Raw genomic sequence first — 15,884 nt, 5'->3', positions numbered from 1 at the left:
AAAAAGTTCGGCTTTTATCCCAGAGGTGGCCTTTTAACAAATATTTGTTATACTAAAAAGAAAAGACTAAGGAGCCAAACGATGGAATTAAAACAACGATCAGAATTTCCCGAGCGTGAATTATGGGATTTAACGGCACTCTACAAGGACCGCCAAGATTTCCTTTTGGCGATTGAAAAAGCCTGGCAAGATGTTCAAATCTTTCAGCACAACTATCAGAATCACTTAAACGATGTTGAGCATTTTACACAGGCATTATTGGAACTAGAGCAAATCGAAATTCAGATGAGTCACATCGAAACTTATGCCTTTATGCCGCAAACCAGTGACTTCTCCAACGAAGAATTTGCACAAATCGCTAAGGCAGGAGATGATTTCTCAACCAAAGCCCGTGTCGCACTTAGTTTCATGGATACAGCACTAGCACAAGCTGATGATGAGATTTTAGATCAGTTAGCTGCTAATAGCCATTTTACAGCTATCATCCGCCAAGCCAAACAAGCAAAGGCCCATCTTTTGGCACCCGAGGTCGAAAAAACCTTAACCAATCTGCGCGAAGTATTCAATGGCCCCTATGACATTTATACCAAAATGCGGGCGGGTGATTTTCATATGGCTGATTTTGAGGTGAATGGACAAACCTACCAGAATAGTTTTGTCCTTTATGAGAATTTCTACCAAAATCATGAAAACGCCGAAATTCGAGAAAAAGCATTTCGCTCTTTTTCAGCTGGTCTACGCCAGCATCAAAATGCTGCGGCAGCAGCTTATCTGGCCAAAGTCTCTTCTGAAAAATTAATGGCAGATATGCGTGGCTATGATACTGTATTTGATTATCTGTTAGCTGAACAAGAAGTGGATCGCCCAATGTTTGACCGGCAAATTGATTTAATCATGAAGGAATTTGGTCCTGTCGCCCAAAAATTTGTCAAACATGTTGCCCAAGTAAACGGACTTACACAGATGACCTTTGCAGACTGGAAATTAGACATTGACAACGACCTCAACCCTGAAGTATCCATAGATGATGCTTATGACCTGGTCATGCAATCTGTCCAGCCGCTAGGCCAAGAATACACTACAGAAATTGCCCGATACCAGCAAGAACGCTGGGTTGACTTTGCCGCTAATGCCAATAAGGACTCAGGCGGCTATGCTGCTGACCCTTACAAGGTTCATCCTTATGTGTTAATGAGCTGGACAGGGCGCATGTCTGATGTTTACACTTTAATCCACGAAATTGGGCATTCTGGTCAGTTTATTTTTTCAGACCATGAACAAAGTTTCTTCAACACCCATATGTCCACTTACTACGTGGAGGCACCGTCAACCTTCAATGAATTATTGTTAAGTGATTACTTAGAGCGACAATTTGATAACCCACGGCAAAAACGCTTTGCTTTGGCCCACCGCCTGACGGACACCTACTTCCATAACTTCATCACGCACTTACTAGAGGCGGCTTTCCAACGCAAAGTCTATCAATTGATTGAAGATGGTCAAACCTTTGGTGCTAAGCAATTGAATCAGATCATGAAGAGCGTGCTTGAAGAATTTTGGGGTGATGCTTTGATCATTGATGACGATGCTGCTCTTACTTGGATGCGGCAAGCTCATTACTACATGGGCCTATACAGCTATACTTATTCAGCGGGCTTAGTGATTGCTACAGCTGGTTACCTCAATCTCAAAAACAATCCTAAAGGTGCTAAAGAATGGCTTGACTTTTTGAAATCAGGAGGCAGCCGAACCCCACTTGAGACGGCCAGGCTGATTGGTGCTGATATTGCTACCGAAAAACCACTGCGTGACACGATTCAATTCTTAAGTGATACGGTTGATCAGATTATTCATTACAGTGAGGAGATTGCCCATGACTAACCTTTATGATTTTACAGTTAAGACCCAAGAGGGTCAGGATTTCCCTTTAGCCAACTACAAAGGAAAGCTTGTTTTAGTGGTCAATACAGCAACCAAATGTGGGCTCACTCCACAATACCAAGCCTTACAGGAATTGTACGATGCTTATCATGCCAAGGGCTTTGAGATTTTAGATTTTCCCTGCAATCAATTTTTAAATCAAGCACCTGGTGATGCTCAAGAGATTAACCAATTTTGTAGTTTGACCTACCATACAACTTTTCCGCGTTTTGCTAAAGTCAACGTAAACGGTAAGGATGCAGAGCCTTTATTCACTTGGTTAAAAGAGGAAAAAAGTGGCCCACTAGGCAAAGCGATCGAATGGAATTTTGCCAAATTTCTCATTAGCCCAGACGGTCAGGTTATTGAGCGCTACTCTGCAAAATCAGACCCTAAAGTAATCGAACAACAGCTTAAAGCTTTCCTTGATTAAAAAACAAACCCAGATTGGTTTTGCAATCTGGGTTTCTTTGTCTGGCTAGCTGTGCTTGATAGCTGCGCAGCAGAAGTTTGATCCTATTTTGAATGCGCTGCTGGGGGATTTTTTCTTAACACCATTAAACACACAAGATAGCAGACCATAGTTACTACAGCGTGAGCGATATTAAATGAAGAGCCCCTTAAAAGGTAAGACCATACGGGTATACCATAGACATAAGCAAGGCAAGCATCCAAGATAAGGCCATAAAAGACTGCACAAAAGCCAGCCCAAAGGAGCTGCCGTAACAGAGTATGTCGCTTGCGCCCTTTACCTAGAAAATAGACCAGACCGCCGTACCAAAGGCCAATCACAATAGTAAAACTAAGCAACTGCCAGGCCAGCCAAGGACCAAAACCCAGCAAAAAAGATGAGAAAAAAAGTCCAAGGGCCATAAGCAGCTCTGTTTCGTAAAAGCCAAAATAGGCAGCATAGACCATAAACAAAGCCGTTAAGGGCTGAATATGAGGCAAGTGACTAAAGACTAGTTGTAAAACGACCACAAAGACTGAGCAAATGGTCATACGTGTTAATTGTTTTGGTGACATAATACTCCTTTTACACCTCTTTATTATGACAAAATTTGGCCCGATTGACCACTTTGGAAACAAAAAGAATAGTTCCTCGCAAATAAGAGTTGGATTATAAGCCCTTCAAAAACAACTCTAACCTTACCCTCATTTTAGGGTCGTTCGCAGGAAATCGCAGAGCTTTTCAGGTGTTTTTTTACCTTATAAAAAGCCGCTGATCTTTGCTAGCCCAATGCCTGTGAAAGTTTCACAAAAAAGAGATTAATTCTACAGAATAATATCAGAAATAAGGAAGATGCTTTGATTTTTTGCCGTTTTTAAGGTACAATAGCGATAATGAGAAGAAGAATCAAGCCGATTGTTGTGCTCGTCTTCTTTCTTTTGATAGGCATTTTGTTACTTATTGGAAAAGCACATTCAGATAATCTCAAAGAAAGGGAACTAAGACAGGCTCAAAATAGCATTCCAGTAGTTTCTAGCGCATCACAGAAAGAAAAAACCAGCACAAAGGAAAATGAAGAATTTGTCTTAAACCCTATTATTGATGTTTCGGGTTGGCAATTACCAAATGAAATTGACTACGATACCTTATCCAAAAATATTTCCGGAGCAATTATTCGTGTCTTTGGTGGTTCGCAGATCACCAAACGAAATAATGCTGCTTATACCACAGGGATTGATAAATCATTTAAAAGCCACATCAAAGAATTTCAAAAGCGCCATGTACCCGTAGCCGTTTACAGCTACGCTTTAGGCTCAAGCACCAAGGAGATGCGCGCAGAAGCACGAACCTTTTATAAAAATGCCTCCCCCTATAAACCAACCTTTTATTGGATCGATGTGGAGGAGGTCACGATGAAAGACATGAATAAAGGCATAAAAGCCTTTCGTGATGAACTTAGAAAATTAGGTGCCAAAAATGTCGGACTTTACATTGGGACCTACTTCATGGTTGAACAAGACATCTCAACAGAAGGTTTTGATGCTATTTGGATACCAACTTACGGGAGTGATTCTGGTTACTACGAAGCCGCACCCAATACCAACCTTAACTACGACCTGCACCAGTACACCTCTCAAGGCTATCTACCAGGCTTTAACAATACCCTGGATCTTAATCAGATTGCAGTCAACAAAGACACGAAAAAGACTTATGAAAAATTATTTGGTCACCAAAAATAAGACTGGGCGTTCTCAGTCTTATTTATTTGCCCTTGTGGCTTCGCACTTCTGGACCTGCTCATCTGTCATTTTTACCAGGGTGATGTGACAAAGCCCGCTCGCTGCAAGCCAGGAGCCAGGACCGGCTTGTTTTTTTCCTTGGAGAAATGGCTGCGCCTTGCAGCGGGCTGTCCTTTTCTGCTTGACAAACGTCTTTTGTGCATTTATAATGAAGGTAATTATTAATAATCATCACAAAGGAGTGCTTTGGCTGAGATCGCAGTTGCGAAATCCTGAGGACCTGATCTTGTTAGTACAAGCGTAGGGATTGTGACCATTTTTAGAACCGATGGAAACCCGACTCTTTTTTGTGACCAAAAGGAGTTTTTTTATGTCTACCAATAACCAAACAAAATACTTAGTCGAAACCGCTATTTTTGCCGCCTTGGCAATGGGATTGTCACTGATTCCAGACTTTGCTTCCTGGTTTACCCCATCATTTGGAGCAATTGTCCTTGTGATCTTCGCCCTAAGACGAGGGGTCAAATACGGCGTCTTAGCTGGCTTAATTTGGGGGCTACTGCACTTTTTATTTGGCAGAGTGTACTATCTCAGTATGTCTCAAGTCTTGATTGAATATATCTTGGCATTCATGTCCATGGGGATTGCAGGTTTGTTCACCCCATCGTTAAGGACAGCACTGAGCCAAGGCTATAAGCAAAAAGCTTGGATGATTGGGGGCTTAGCTGCCTTAGCTGCTGTAGGCTTACGTTACCTTTGGCATTTTATTGCTGGTGTTATTTTCTGGGGCTCTTATGCTCCTAAGGGCACCTCGGCTTGGATGTATTCCTTATCGGTCAATGGCACAGCGGCTTGTTTGACGTTTATTTTTGTTGTGGTTGTCACTTTAGTATTGATAACTTACCAAGCCACAATTTTCTTACCAAAAGATTAGGAATTAAGCATTTAATTAGAAGACTAAAAATGGTATAATAATAATGATATTATTATACTTTTTTTGTGTGCAAAAAAGAGGGTTATATGATGACGAAAAAGGGTAAATTAAAAAAAACACTAGTGGAACAAATCCTAGACAAAGCAGCCATTCCCTATGATAGTTTGGCGATTAATGCCTTACAAGAGCAAGAGCTCCCTGATCAGATTCAGCGCTCTGATATTTTTAAAACACTGGCTTTGGTTGGCGACAAGACCGGGCCTATTATTGGCATTGTTCCTATTACAGAACATTTATCAGAAAAAAAGCTGGCCAAGTTATCTGGCAATAAAAAGGTCAGCATGATTCCTCAAAAAGACTTACAAAAAACCACTGGTTATATTCACGGCGCAAACAATCCCATTGGGATTAGACAAAAGCATACTTTTCCTATTTACATTGATTCGACCGCGCTTGTACAAGACCAAGTAATCGTCTCAGCTGGTGAAGTGGGGCGCTCTGTTCGAATCAATAGTCAAGCGCTAGCTGATTTTGTCGGAGCAGCATTTGCTGATATTAAAGAATGATAATCATAAATTAATTAGAAGGGTTAAACTTATTATGAAATGTTATTTTGTCAGACATGGAAAAACGCAGTGGAATGTTGAGGGACGCTTTCAAGGTGGCGGAGCCGACTCACCCTTGCTACCCGAATCCTATGAGGAAATTCGTCAGCTTGGTATAGCACTTAAGGACGTCCCTTTTGATGCGGTCTACTCAAGTGATCTCAAACGCGCTTACGAAACTGCACAGCTGCTGTTGGCTGCTTGCGAGCAAGACCTGGAAATTACACAAACCAAAGCATTGAGAGAATGGGGCCTGGGCAAACTGGAGGGAGCAAAAATTGCTACTATGAATGCTATTTACCCGCACCAAATGGATGCTTTTCGACACAACCTAGCCCGTTTTAATGCTGGGCAATTCGAGGCAGAATCAATCTATCAAACTACCCACCGTGTTTGTGAATTAGTCGACTCACTCAAGGATAAGCATTACCAACATGTCTTATTTGTCGGACACGGAGCTAATTTGACTGCCTCCATCCGCTCGCTGTTGGGCTATGAACCAGCCTTACTTCGGGCTAACGGCGGACTTGACAATGCTAGTTTAACGATCCTTGAAACAAATGATTTTAAATCCTTTCATTGTCTCACTTGGAATGATAAAAACTACCTCAATGCAGCAAGCCAGCAAGGCCTAAATTGACATTCACTAAACAGCTAAGTTTGGGATAGCTGTTTAGCACAAACTTTGGCTGCAAGCAGAGCCCTTCTACCTTTCTTATTGGCAAATCCAATTTGTATCTATTAGCATTTGAGTATCAGACTAATTCTATTAGGCTAGATGTGGCACACTTAGAAAAAGAAAGCAGACCCAACATTTAGAGGTTTACTATAGGCACAAGAGAGCTTCACCTGACTAGGCCACCCAAAAATCAGCCTGGATTGAAATGAGTGATCCGGCTGCTGGGGCTCTCTTGTTTTTTTAATAAGTTTTATTATAATTAAATGAGTTAACGATTAATTTTTTGATAAAACCTAATCACGTCGTTGTCTTTAAGAGCAATCATTGTGCCATAAGGAGATTTTTACTTGAAAAGAAAAACCATAGGATCCTATCTTGCTTTGATAGCAGGCCTGTTGAGCCTAACAAGCTTATCTGTTCAGGCAGAAGATACTTACACTTATCCCAGTCGTCAAGGAGATAGCTACACTAACTCCTACTACCACTATCCTCCTAGAAACTATGATGCTAGGCCATATGATTATAGAAGGGAGAATCGGCAAGACTATAGAGATAGTAATAATTTCTATACTTACTACCAAGAAGAATACCGTCAGCTAGAGACTGAACATAATCAGTTGATTGCCACCTACAAGCAGTTAAAAGCAAGCTATGACGCGACCAGGCAAGCTAGTGATTCAGAATTACGTAGTCTGATCCAAAAATGGCAGGAGCTTTACAATCGCTTTCAAGTACTCGTTAGAGAAAACCCTGTTGTCGGGGGTAATTACGCAATTGAAAACCTGAAAGCTACGGTAGCTGGTTATAACAATCGCCTAGCCAGCTACCAAGCCAGCCAGGACTTTATCACTAGCAATCAAGAAACTTTAAACAGATTAGACCAACTCGATTCTGAACGACGAGCTCTTCAGTACGGTAGTATAGAACTTAACAGCAATCTTCAAACTACCAACAATCTGATTCAAGGGCTAAATAGTCGGTTAAATAACCAGCAATCACGTACTTATCCTTTTACAACTACACTTGCCGACTTACAAAGCCAACAAACAGAAATTGAAGCTCAGATTAACCAAATCGAGCGGGACAAGGCTACGTCTAGGCCAGAACCGAGAGCTTACCGCTCTGGACCTGACTCCAACCACGCATCTAGCTCTCGCTCCCGACGTCAAAGACGTCAGGCGCCCGAATCAGAATCAGAAAATGTTCCCCTGTGGCATGAAATGCGCAATGAAGGCCTAGACCACAGTAAGCCAAACCGTTATGAGGCTACTGCCCCTACAAATGGGCGAGTAGATCTATCAAATATTAGCGATTTAAAAACACTGCAAGAAAAGTCTGACCTGGCCCATTACCAACGGGCCAAAGAGATTGTTTTCCACATAAAACGTTCGGATTTAACAGGGCTAACAGAGCAGCGATATGCAGACACTAACCTCTCTGCAGCCATTTCTCGCTTTATCAAAGAAAAACTGGCTGTGATGCCCAATACACGCGGAGTAACTTCAGGTTTTAAATTTCAAGTACAGTTCTACTATGATCGTGATGATCTGAATATTACCCTGATGCCAGACTACTACATGACCGATGCACAGTATCAGGAGTACGATAGGCATCTCAGGGATTGGACCCACAAAAATATTCATGCTTCTGATTCCGAAGTAGAAAAAATAGATAAGATTCAAGACTATATCATGACCAACTATCACTATGCGGTAGGTAAGGTTGGCGGGCATACTGTCACAGGTATTTCCGTGCAAACGCCCTATGCCTTCCTCAAGGATAAGGAAGCCGTCTGCCAGGCCTATGCCCAACTCTTTAAGGATATGGGACGCCTAGCCGGACTTGATGTCTACTATATCCAAGGTTATGGCGACCCTGCTGGTGGTAAGTCCAGTCTGCATGCCTGGAACATTGTCAAAGTCGGTGATAAGTATTACCATGTTGATTTAACCTGGAATGATACTATTGACCAAACTAACAAGAACCATACCTATACTCTGCGCGGGAATAACTTTATGAAGCAGACCCACCTGTGGAATGTAGATTACCAGATTTCAGATGAGGATTATCAGGGTTATCCAAGGCCAACCTACTACAACGGAAGGCATCCTTACAGAATATCCAACTATAGCCAGCCCGTCCAGGCTAACTACCGGAGCACAAGCCCATCTGCTTACACTAGTCAAAGACAACCACAAGCCACTCACCTTCGCCAAAGACGTTCTGCTAACAACTCCAACACAGGACCACAATATCGATTTGTCTTTGGTCGCGAAGCCACTTTAGGTAGGGCATAAGAAGAGCACTACGCCTTTCTAACGCAACCCACTTGACACCTGCAAAAAGACTACTGCTATTTAGCAAGTCGCTTTTGCAGGTGTTTTTTTACTCTATCTCTTGTACCAAGCCAAAAGCCTTACCTTAATCGACTATGCTCATTTTTATTTCATCAAAATATTATTTAAACAGCCATTTTATTCTCAAAAAGTTCATAATATTTTATTTAAATTAATTTAAAATTACAAAATATATTGACGTGGCTCTTGTCAACTAATATAATTAAGGTGTTACTTGATAAGATTTCCACTAACTAAGAAAACAAGCTTGCCTTTTACCTAATTGTTAACAATTATTCAAAGTATGAAAAGGAAAGACATATTATGAGACGCACCGTTTTACCTAAAAAATTCATAGGCTTCGCTGTAGCTGCTGCAACTTTAAGTGCCCTATTCATTTCATCAACGACAAATGTAAGTGCGCATGATAATATTGATGAGTACGGCAAAGTGCATCTTTACTGGCAGGGAAATTACTACGTTGATAACTATGTTGACTATACTAAAAAATTATCTGAAGACAAAAACAGTATCGAATGGACAGTATATTTTAACTCAGCCAAAGAAAATTGGGTTTACCCTGACTTTTCAGTCTTTCTGCCAGAAGGCGTTGAAAAACCAGATTCAATACTTGTTGATGATGAATGGCGGGGGCTAACGATAACCCGTACCATCACTAGCACTCCATGGAGTTATGATTGGAAGACGCAAAAAGACCAATTTAACCGCGAATGGGACAAATTTCCGGGTTACACCGGATGGAGTAACTCATTAGACAAGCTAACCAAAACTCGTAATGAGGGAGGCTTTGCTTATGTCCTGGTTGATACCTATGGTCGTAATGAACGTGTCTATTTTGGCCAAAAACGAACTTGGACTTTTACCACTAGGTTAAAAGATGGTTACAAGGACAAATGGGATAAACTACCATTTGTCGCAGGTATTAAACAAAATGACTCTTTAGCAGCTTCATACCCTAGCTACAAGGCCGAATTCAAAAACTATTAAGCATTCACGTAAATTTTGTTTAATTAGTCCTTTAGAAAAGCAATAACCTCGAACTTTCTAGATAATCCAGGTTCGAGATTATCTAGAAAACTTAAGTATAAAGGTTCGCTGTCAACTGTAGTGACTGACAATGAACCCAAAAACGCTATCCTCTCATCTAGGGATTCTCCCTCAAGACAGGATAGCGTCTATTTTTTAGCGTCCATATTTCATGCGTAGGACCTTTTCTTGTTTTTTATTGAGGCGTAAGAGAATAACCACCTTATCAATGCTCATATTGCTTTCTAAAAGGCGTTCAGCGGCCATCATTAAGCCGTTATTAAGTCCTAAAGTCAAGATAGGATTCTTTTGATCATTAACATCAAAAATAAATTTATTGTCGGGTAGGTCAAAGAGAACTTTCACTGCCCCATAGAGCTGCTCAAAGTTATCAATAGCGACATCGTACACTGGTTTAATCCCAGGTTTTAAGCTACGACCACGGTGGTTAAACCACATGGCATGCCAACCGCCATTGTGGGCACCCATAACATCATTATCATAGGAATCACCGACATACAGTGTGGTGGCAGGATTCATGTCAAATTGCTCAGCTGCCAGGTTGAAAATCTCTTTTTCAGGTTTTTGAAAGCCGGTAGCTTGACTGACAATGACCCGTTTAGGGTCGACATAATCATAAAGACCGAGCTTTTTGACCTTTTTTAATTGGTGTTCGGTAGGGCCATTGGTGATGATCCCCATGGGTACATTTTTAGATTTGAGAAAATCCAGCGTCATCCGCATCTCATCTAGCATGGTAATATTATCTAAGGCATGCTCATAAATGTCTTGGAAATGGGCACCTGTAGCTTCATCAATAGCTTGATAGCCAAATTCTAAAAGGGTTTCTTTGCAACGCCAAAAGCGAAAATACTCTGTCGTCCACTCCCCAGCCATGACTCTTGGAAAACCAATATCGGAATAATGACGAAAACGAATATAGGCCTGATTGATGGATGCCATATTAAAATCAGGAAAGCATTTTTCCATAGCAATCCGATAAGGTGCCTGCTGATCATAGATGGTATCATCAACATCAAAAACAATAGCTGTAATCATGGCTCTCTTTTCTTTTTCTTCCTTTTTTTTGACTATTATACTATTTTCTAGGAGCATTTTCAAACAGCGGCTGAGAAGCTCTGCAATTCCCCTAAAAAACGTGGAAATATGGTGTTTTCTCAAGGCTTTTGTGATACAATAAGGAAGAATATCTATTGGAGGAAAACATGTCTAACGAACACATCGAAGAACTAAACGATCAACAACTTGTGCGACGCGAAAAAATGGCAGCGCTGGCTGAAAAGGGAATTGATCCGTTTGGTAAACGTTTTGAACGTACTGCCAATTCTGCTCAATTAAAAGACCAATTTGCTGACAAATCTAAAGAAGAGTTACACGATCTGAATCAAACAGCTGTCATTGCCGGCCGTCTAATGACTAAACGAGGCAAAGGAAAAGTTGGCTTTGCCCACATTCAAGACCGCGATGGACAAATCCAAATTTATGTTCGCAAAGATGCCGTTGGTGAAGACAACTATGACATCTTTAAAAAGGCTGATTTAGGTGACTTCTTGGGAGTTGAGGGAGAAGTTATGCGAACAGATATGGGGGAATTATCCATCAAAGCAACCAAGCTAACCCATTTATCAAAAGCCCTTCGTCCCTTACCAGAAAAATTCCATGGACTTTCAGACATTGAAACCATTTACCGTAAACGTCATTTAGACCTCATTTCTAATCGCGCTAGCTTTGAGCGTTTTGTTACCCGTTCAAAAATGATTTCAGATATGCGCCGCTACCTGGATGAGCAGGGCTTTTTAGAGGTAGAAACACCCGTTCTCCACAACGAAGCTGGTGGGGCAGCTGCGCGGCCATTTATGACCCATCATAATGCACAGGATATGGATATGGTCTTGCGCATTGCCACAGAGTTGCACTTGAAACGCTTGATTGTAGGGGGTATGGAACGCGTCTATGAAATTGGCCGAATTTTTCGCAATGAAGGCATGGATGCTACCCACAATCCTGAATTTACCTCAATTGAAGTTTATCAGGCCTATGCTGATTTCCAAGACATTATGAACTTAACAGAAGGAATTATCCAGCATGTCGCTAAAGCTGTTAAAGGCGATGGGCCAATTCAATATCAAGGACAAGAGATCCTGATTAATCAACCCTTTAAGCGAGTTCACATTGTTGATGCCATTAAGGAAGTAACCGGGATTGATTTCTGGCCACGGATGACTTTTGAGGAAGCTAAAGCCCTAGCCCAAGAAAAGCATGTCCCACTTGAAAAGCACTTTACAAGTGTGGGGCACATTATTAATGCCTTCTTTGAAGAATTTGTCGAAGAAACTTTAATCCAACCTACCTTTGTCTTTGGACATCCCGTAGAAGTCTCACCACTGGCAAAGAAAAATGCCGAAGATGACCGCTTCACAGACCGTTTTGAGCTCTTCATTGTGACTAAAGAATACGCAAATGCCTTTACGGAATTGAATGATCCGATTGATCAGTTGGCACGCTTTGAAGCGCAGGCTAAGGCCAAAGAATTAGGTGATGATGAAGCTACCGGTATTGATTACGACTACATCGAAGCTTTGGAATATGGTATGCCACCAACAGGCGGACTAGGCATTGGTATTGATCGCCTTTGTATGCTATTAACAGATACCACAACAATCCGTGATGTTTTACTCTTTCCAACCATGAAATAACATAGCACAGCTGGACCATCTGGTCCAGCTGTTTGTCGTTTAGAGCTTCTTGCTTAAAATTGCCCGATACTTGCATGAGCATTTCTTGAAGCATCTAATAGGCGAATAAGCTTCATTTAACATATCCTGCGCTAATACTAACTTGACATCCCTTGACATTCCTGGCCATAGGAATTTGCTAGCCTAAAGTACCATCCCATCAGCTCCTAATCTGACCTAGTCCTTCTTTTGGACCAGATGGAAATCTAAAGCGGTACAGTAAGTAGGTTAAGGACATCCTCTGCTGAGTTGCATTCTGCTTTGTTTTAGAGTATAGTTAGGTTAACAAAGGATTGGAGGCGCTTTCACATGGTAGCTGACTTAAGACTTACTTTATTTGGACAACCATCCATTTGCCAAGGAGAGCGTGAAGTCTTCTTCACCTTTTCAAAAATTAACGCCCTCCTCTACTATCTTGTCATCAACGAGTCTGTCAACCGTGATGAAATTGCTGGTATGTTATGGGAGGATAAGGACAACCAAACAGCAAAGAAAAATTTGCGTAATACCATTTACCAGGTCAATAAAATTTTGGGTGCCGACTATGTAATTGCTCCGAGTCGCTCTATCTTAACCTTAAATCCCGCTTTGCCGATTTCTAGTGATGTGGGGCCTTTCCTAGCTGATCCCGTTGCTAATCTATCCCTCTATCAGGGTGAATTTCTTAAAGGGTTTTATTTAAAATCAAATGAAACGTTTGATTTGTGGCTCAGCAAAATGCGGACTTATTTTGAACAGTTATACATCAAAACCTCCTATCAAAAGCTTGACCAAATGATAGAGACGGCATCGGTAGAAGAGATTGAGGCTATTTTGTTTCAGTTAATGGCTATTGATGAATTTGAAGAAAAAAATTATCAATTATTAATGTCACTTTATCAAAAACATCACCGTTATGGCAAAGTAATTGAAACCTACTATCGCTTAGTCAATCTCTTAGATAAAGAGCTAGGAATTAGCCCAAGTGACGCATCACAGCAAATTTATGATGAGGTGGTTGCCAAAGATCGCAATCAGCGTAAGGTGAAACAGTTCTTACGTAATACCAATCACTTTTTTGGTCGGGTGACGGAAATTAAACAGCTAGAGGCCTTTTTTGATTCTGTTTACAATAGTCAACGTGCGCACACCATTGTACTTGTTGGGGGCACGGGTATTGGTAAGCGAACTGTAACCAGGCAAGTTCTCGCCAATCAAACCAAGCATTTCCAAATGGTAACTACTGAGTGTGACCATCAATCAGATGATACAGCTCGTACCCTCTATGAAAACCTTTTAGATGGCCTTGGTGATTTGGCGATTCAACATCAATTAATGTCCACCAATCAGTGGCAGGCTCTTATGCAAAGCTTTTTCTTCGATTTGTATCCGCTAGATACCCTCACTCAACAAGCAAAAGCCTTATCTAAGCCAATGGACTGCAAAGCTATTACCCATGTGATTGTCACTATTAGTAAGCGTATTGCTCAGCAAAAACCTCTTGTCCTGCTTATTGAAGACATTCACTGGCTGGAGCAAGACAGTATTTACGTACTCCACACCATGATTCAACAACTCAGTGAGTATCCTGTGGCCTTTGTCTTGACCAAGCATCTTAACACAACGCCTCACCTAGAGCAGTTCCTCAATCAGCTAATCTACCATAAACAGGCTGATATTATTACCCTACAACCATTGACGCAAACTGAAAGCCTGCAATACCTTCATCAGAAATTAGATCACCTTTCTTTAGCTCAAGATACTTTCATCCAAGCTTATGAATTGAGTGAGGGCAATCCCTTCTTTCTAACTGAATATGCTGCGCAATTGGCCACTGATAAGCACTTTTCACCCCTGACGCCTGCAATTAAAGCTAAATTTGCCTTGAAAATAGATGTTATCAACAGCCATGAAGAAGCTCTTCTTCACTATTTGGCCTGTTGCCGTAAGCCTGCCCCGATTGGATTGCTAGCGCAACTACTGACTTTGTCTTTAGAAGAAACCATCAATCTAGTAGAGAGCTTATCGCGTCACCATCTCATCATTGAAGAATGTCTGCACGATAATATCACCGTCTGCTTTCATCAGCGACTCTTTGGTATTTATTGCTATGAAAAATTATCTCTTGCTAAAAAGCGCATGCTGCACGCGCAGATTGCCCAAGCCCTAGAAAGCAATCTCAGCTTTTTTGCTCAGCCATCAATAGCATTTGAAGACATTGCTTATCATTACCGGCAAGCTAAGCAGCCGATTAAAGCTTTGAGCTATCAGCTGGATTTTATCGAAGCTCGCTTGCATTTACATCATGAGTTATTTCCCATTTATTCACAAATCTTGGACCACTACCCCCAATCTGATCAAGGGACCCCTTCTATTCAACAAGAGCTTGCTGCCCTTCAAAAGCAATTGCAAGACTTAGAAAAACGTTATGAACAAAGCAAGGATTTTCAAGGTTTACAGCTACGTTTTCTCTATCTGGAAGGCTGTTATCACATTCGGATTGGCCAGTATGAAAAGGGGATTGCTAATATTCAAAAAGTCATTGCTGTAGCCACAGATTTGCATCACACCTCTTACTTATTAGAAGGCTATAGGCAATTAATTTATTATTGCATCCAAGTAGAAAATATTCCTGAGATGAAATATTATACAGAATTGGCCTTGGAGGCTGCTGCTCAGGCCAATAATCACGAAGCTATCGCACTTAATCTGCGACTCAGTGGTTTGTACCATCTGATTATTGGCAAGCTTGATCAAGCTATTCAGCAGCTGAATGCCTCTATTGATTGTTTTAGCCTGACTACGTCACTTCAATCCAAATACCCCATTCAAATTGCCGCGGCTCTGGATTACCTGGCTGAGATCCAGCAAATGCGTGGCTGCTTTGAGCAAGCAATCGTTTATCAGCGCAAAGCAATCCAGCTAACCCATAATAAGCTTAGTGAGCCATCTATTATCTCATTTTACATCGGTCTTGGTATTTCCTATTTTTATCAGGGCAATTTTTCAAAGGCCGCTGACATTTTTATGCAATCAAAAGAGGCCCTCAAAACTCTGCGCTTTCCATGGAAAGAAGCGCAATTAGAAGTGTACTTAACCTTACTAAAATGTGAGCAGGGAGATTATGGTGCTGTCAGTGAGCTCTTTGCCAAAAAAGACGAACTTATCTCCCTTTACTCTAATCCACGTGACAAGGGAATGATTTACTATGTTTTAGCCTTAACCAAGTATAAACTTGAGACCAATCACATCACGTGTGACACTTTGGTGAGCTGTTTGACTGATGACTTTAGTACCTATTACCACATTGCAAAAAATCACTTGAATCCTTATCGAGATTGCCATTTTCTCAAACGCTTAGAAAAATGCAAGCAAGCATTAACAAGCAAAACCACCAAAAAAGCCTAGGACATCTCCCCCCTAAAAGGAAACAGCAAA

12 protein-coding genes and 1 riboswitch are annotated in these 15,884 nt (G+C 41.2%); of the genes, 10 read left to right on the top strand and 2 right to left on the bottom strand.

The window, feature by feature from the left end:
* Positions 1 to 81 precede the first annotated feature (81 nt).
* Both pepF and K5J94_RS05490 read left to right on the top strand, forming a co-directional pair.
* Entirely contained in the window at positions 82 to 1,881 is a 1,800-nt protein-coding gene (gene pepF / locus K5J94_RS05495; protein ID WP_221912591.1) for an oligoendopeptidase F, read from the top strand.
* Positions 1,874 to 2,353, top strand: a complete 480-nt coding sequence (locus tag K5J94_RS05490) for a glutathione peroxidase (RefSeq protein ID WP_159545297.1) — start codon at positions 1,874 to 1,876, stop codon at positions 2,351 to 2,353. The genes pepF and K5J94_RS05490 overlap by 8 nt, the downstream gene beginning before the upstream one ends.
* A gap of 83 nt (positions 2,354 to 2,436) precedes the next feature.
* Here K5J94_RS05490 and K5J94_RS05485 read toward each other — a convergent pair whose 3' ends face one another.
* Entirely contained in the window at positions 2,437 to 2,946 is a 510-nt protein-coding gene (locus K5J94_RS05485; RefSeq protein ID WP_221912590.1) for an ECF transporter S component, read from the bottom strand.
* 318 nt (positions 2,947 to 3,264) lie between these two features.
* On the opposite strand from K5J94_RS05485, the gene K5J94_RS05480 reads away from it, so the two are divergent.
* From K5J94_RS05480 to K5J94_RS05455, 6 genes are all read left to right on the top strand, one after another.
* Complete coding sequence (locus tag K5J94_RS05480) at positions 3,265 to 4,110, top strand: glycoside hydrolase family 25 protein (protein WP_159564242.1); 846 nt, start codon at positions 3,265 to 3,267, stop codon at positions 4,108 to 4,110.
* 227 nt (positions 4,111 to 4,337) lie between these two features.
* Positions 4,338 to 4,434, top strand: a riboswitch (TPP riboswitch).
* 46 nt (positions 4,435 to 4,480) lie between these two features.
* Positions 4,481 to 5,044 (top strand): energy-coupled thiamine transporter ThiT, encoded by a 564-nt coding sequence (thiT, locus tag K5J94_RS05475; RefSeq protein ID WP_221912589.1) that lies wholly within the window; start codon positions 4,481 to 4,483, stop codon positions 5,042 to 5,044.
* Positions 5,045 to 5,133: 89 nt separating this feature from the next.
* On the top strand, positions 5,134 to 5,610 hold the full coding sequence (locus K5J94_RS05470; protein WP_221913781.1) for an aminoacyl-tRNA deacylase: 477 nt from the start codon (positions 5,134 to 5,136) through the stop codon (positions 5,608 to 5,610).
* 34 nt (positions 5,611 to 5,644) lie between these two features.
* Positions 5,645 to 6,289 (top strand): histidine phosphatase family protein, encoded by a 645-nt coding sequence (locus K5J94_RS05465; RefSeq protein WP_159545306.1) that lies wholly within the window; start codon positions 5,645 to 5,647, stop codon positions 6,287 to 6,289.
* A gap of 386 nt (positions 6,290 to 6,675) precedes the next feature.
* A complete protein-coding gene (locus tag K5J94_RS09535; protein ID WP_231700341.1) occupies positions 6,676 to 8,625 on the top strand; it encodes a transglutaminase domain-containing protein in 1,950 nt (649 codons plus the stop codon).
* Positions 8,626 to 8,988: 363 nt separating this feature from the next.
* Positions 8,989 to 9,672 (top strand): hypothetical protein, encoded by a 684-nt coding sequence (locus tag K5J94_RS05455; RefSeq protein ID WP_159795526.1) that lies wholly within the window; start codon positions 8,989 to 8,991, stop codon positions 9,670 to 9,672.
* A gap of 195 nt (positions 9,673 to 9,867) precedes the next feature.
* Here the strand turns inward: K5J94_RS05455 and K5J94_RS05450 are convergent, their stop codons facing one another.
* On the bottom strand, positions 9,868 to 10,770 hold the full coding sequence (locus K5J94_RS05450; RefSeq protein WP_159549338.1) for an HAD family hydrolase: 903 nt from the start codon (positions 10,768 to 10,770) through the stop codon (positions 9,868 to 9,870).
* Between the two features lie 167 nt (positions 10,771 to 10,937).
* Here K5J94_RS05450 and lysS point away from each other — a divergent pair, with 167 nt between their 5' ends.
* Together lysS and K5J94_RS05440 are read left to right on the top strand one after the other, a co-directional pair.
* On the top strand, positions 10,938 to 12,428 hold the full coding sequence (gene lysS / locus K5J94_RS05445; protein ID WP_221912588.1) for a lysine--tRNA ligase: 1,491 nt from the start codon (positions 10,938 to 10,940) through the stop codon (positions 12,426 to 12,428).
* 348 nt (positions 12,429 to 12,776) lie between these two features.
* Positions 12,777 to 15,854 carry an AAA family ATPase gene (locus tag K5J94_RS05440; protein WP_221912587.1) on the top strand — a complete coding sequence of 1,026 codons (3,078 nt, stop codon included), beginning with the start codon at positions 12,777 to 12,779 and terminating at the stop codon, positions 15,852 to 15,854.
* The last annotated feature ends 30 nt before the right edge of the window (positions 15,855 to 15,884 follow it).

It is taken from the genome of Streptococcus halichoeri (genome assembly GCF_019774635.1).
GTDB lineage: Bacteria > Bacillota > Bacilli > Lactobacillales > Streptococcaceae > Streptococcus > Streptococcus halichoeri.
This window is presented reverse-complemented; position numbering and strand designations above follow the sequence as displayed.

Coding starts and splice junctions, on each gene's coding strand:
- pepF (WP_221912591.1), top strand. CDS start 82: ATGGAATTAAAACAACGATCAGAATTTCCCGAGCGTGAATTATGGGAT.
- K5J94_RS05490 (WP_159545297.1), top strand. CDS start 1,874: ATGACTAACCTTTATGATTTTACAGTTAAGACCCAAGAGGGTCAGGAT.
- K5J94_RS05485 (WP_221912590.1), bottom strand. CDS start 2,946: ATGTCACCAAAACAATTAACACGTATGACCATTTGCTCAGTCTTTGTG.
- K5J94_RS05480 (WP_159564242.1), top strand. CDS start 3,265: ATGAGAAGAAGAATCAAGCCGATTGTTGTGCTCGTCTTCTTTCTTTTG.
- thiT (WP_221912589.1), top strand. CDS start 4,481: ATGTCTACCAATAACCAAACAAAATACTTAGTCGAAACCGCTATTTTT.
- K5J94_RS05470 (WP_221913781.1), top strand. CDS start 5,134: ATGACGAAAAAGGGTAAATTAAAAAAAACACTAGTGGAACAAATCCTA.
- K5J94_RS05465 (WP_159545306.1), top strand. CDS start 5,645: ATGAAATGTTATTTTGTCAGACATGGAAAAACGCAGTGGAATGTTGAG.
- K5J94_RS05455 (WP_159795526.1), top strand. CDS start 8,989: ATGAGACGCACCGTTTTACCTAAAAAATTCATAGGCTTCGCTGTAGCT.
- K5J94_RS05450 (WP_159549338.1), bottom strand. CDS start 10,770: ATGATTACAGCTATTGTTTTTGATGTTGATGATACCATCTATGATCAG.
- lysS (WP_221912588.1), top strand. CDS start 10,938: ATGTCTAACGAACACATCGAAGAACTAAACGATCAACAACTTGTGCGA.
- K5J94_RS05440 (WP_221912587.1), top strand. CDS start 12,777: ATGGTAGCTGACTTAAGACTTACTTTATTTGGACAACCATCCATTTGC.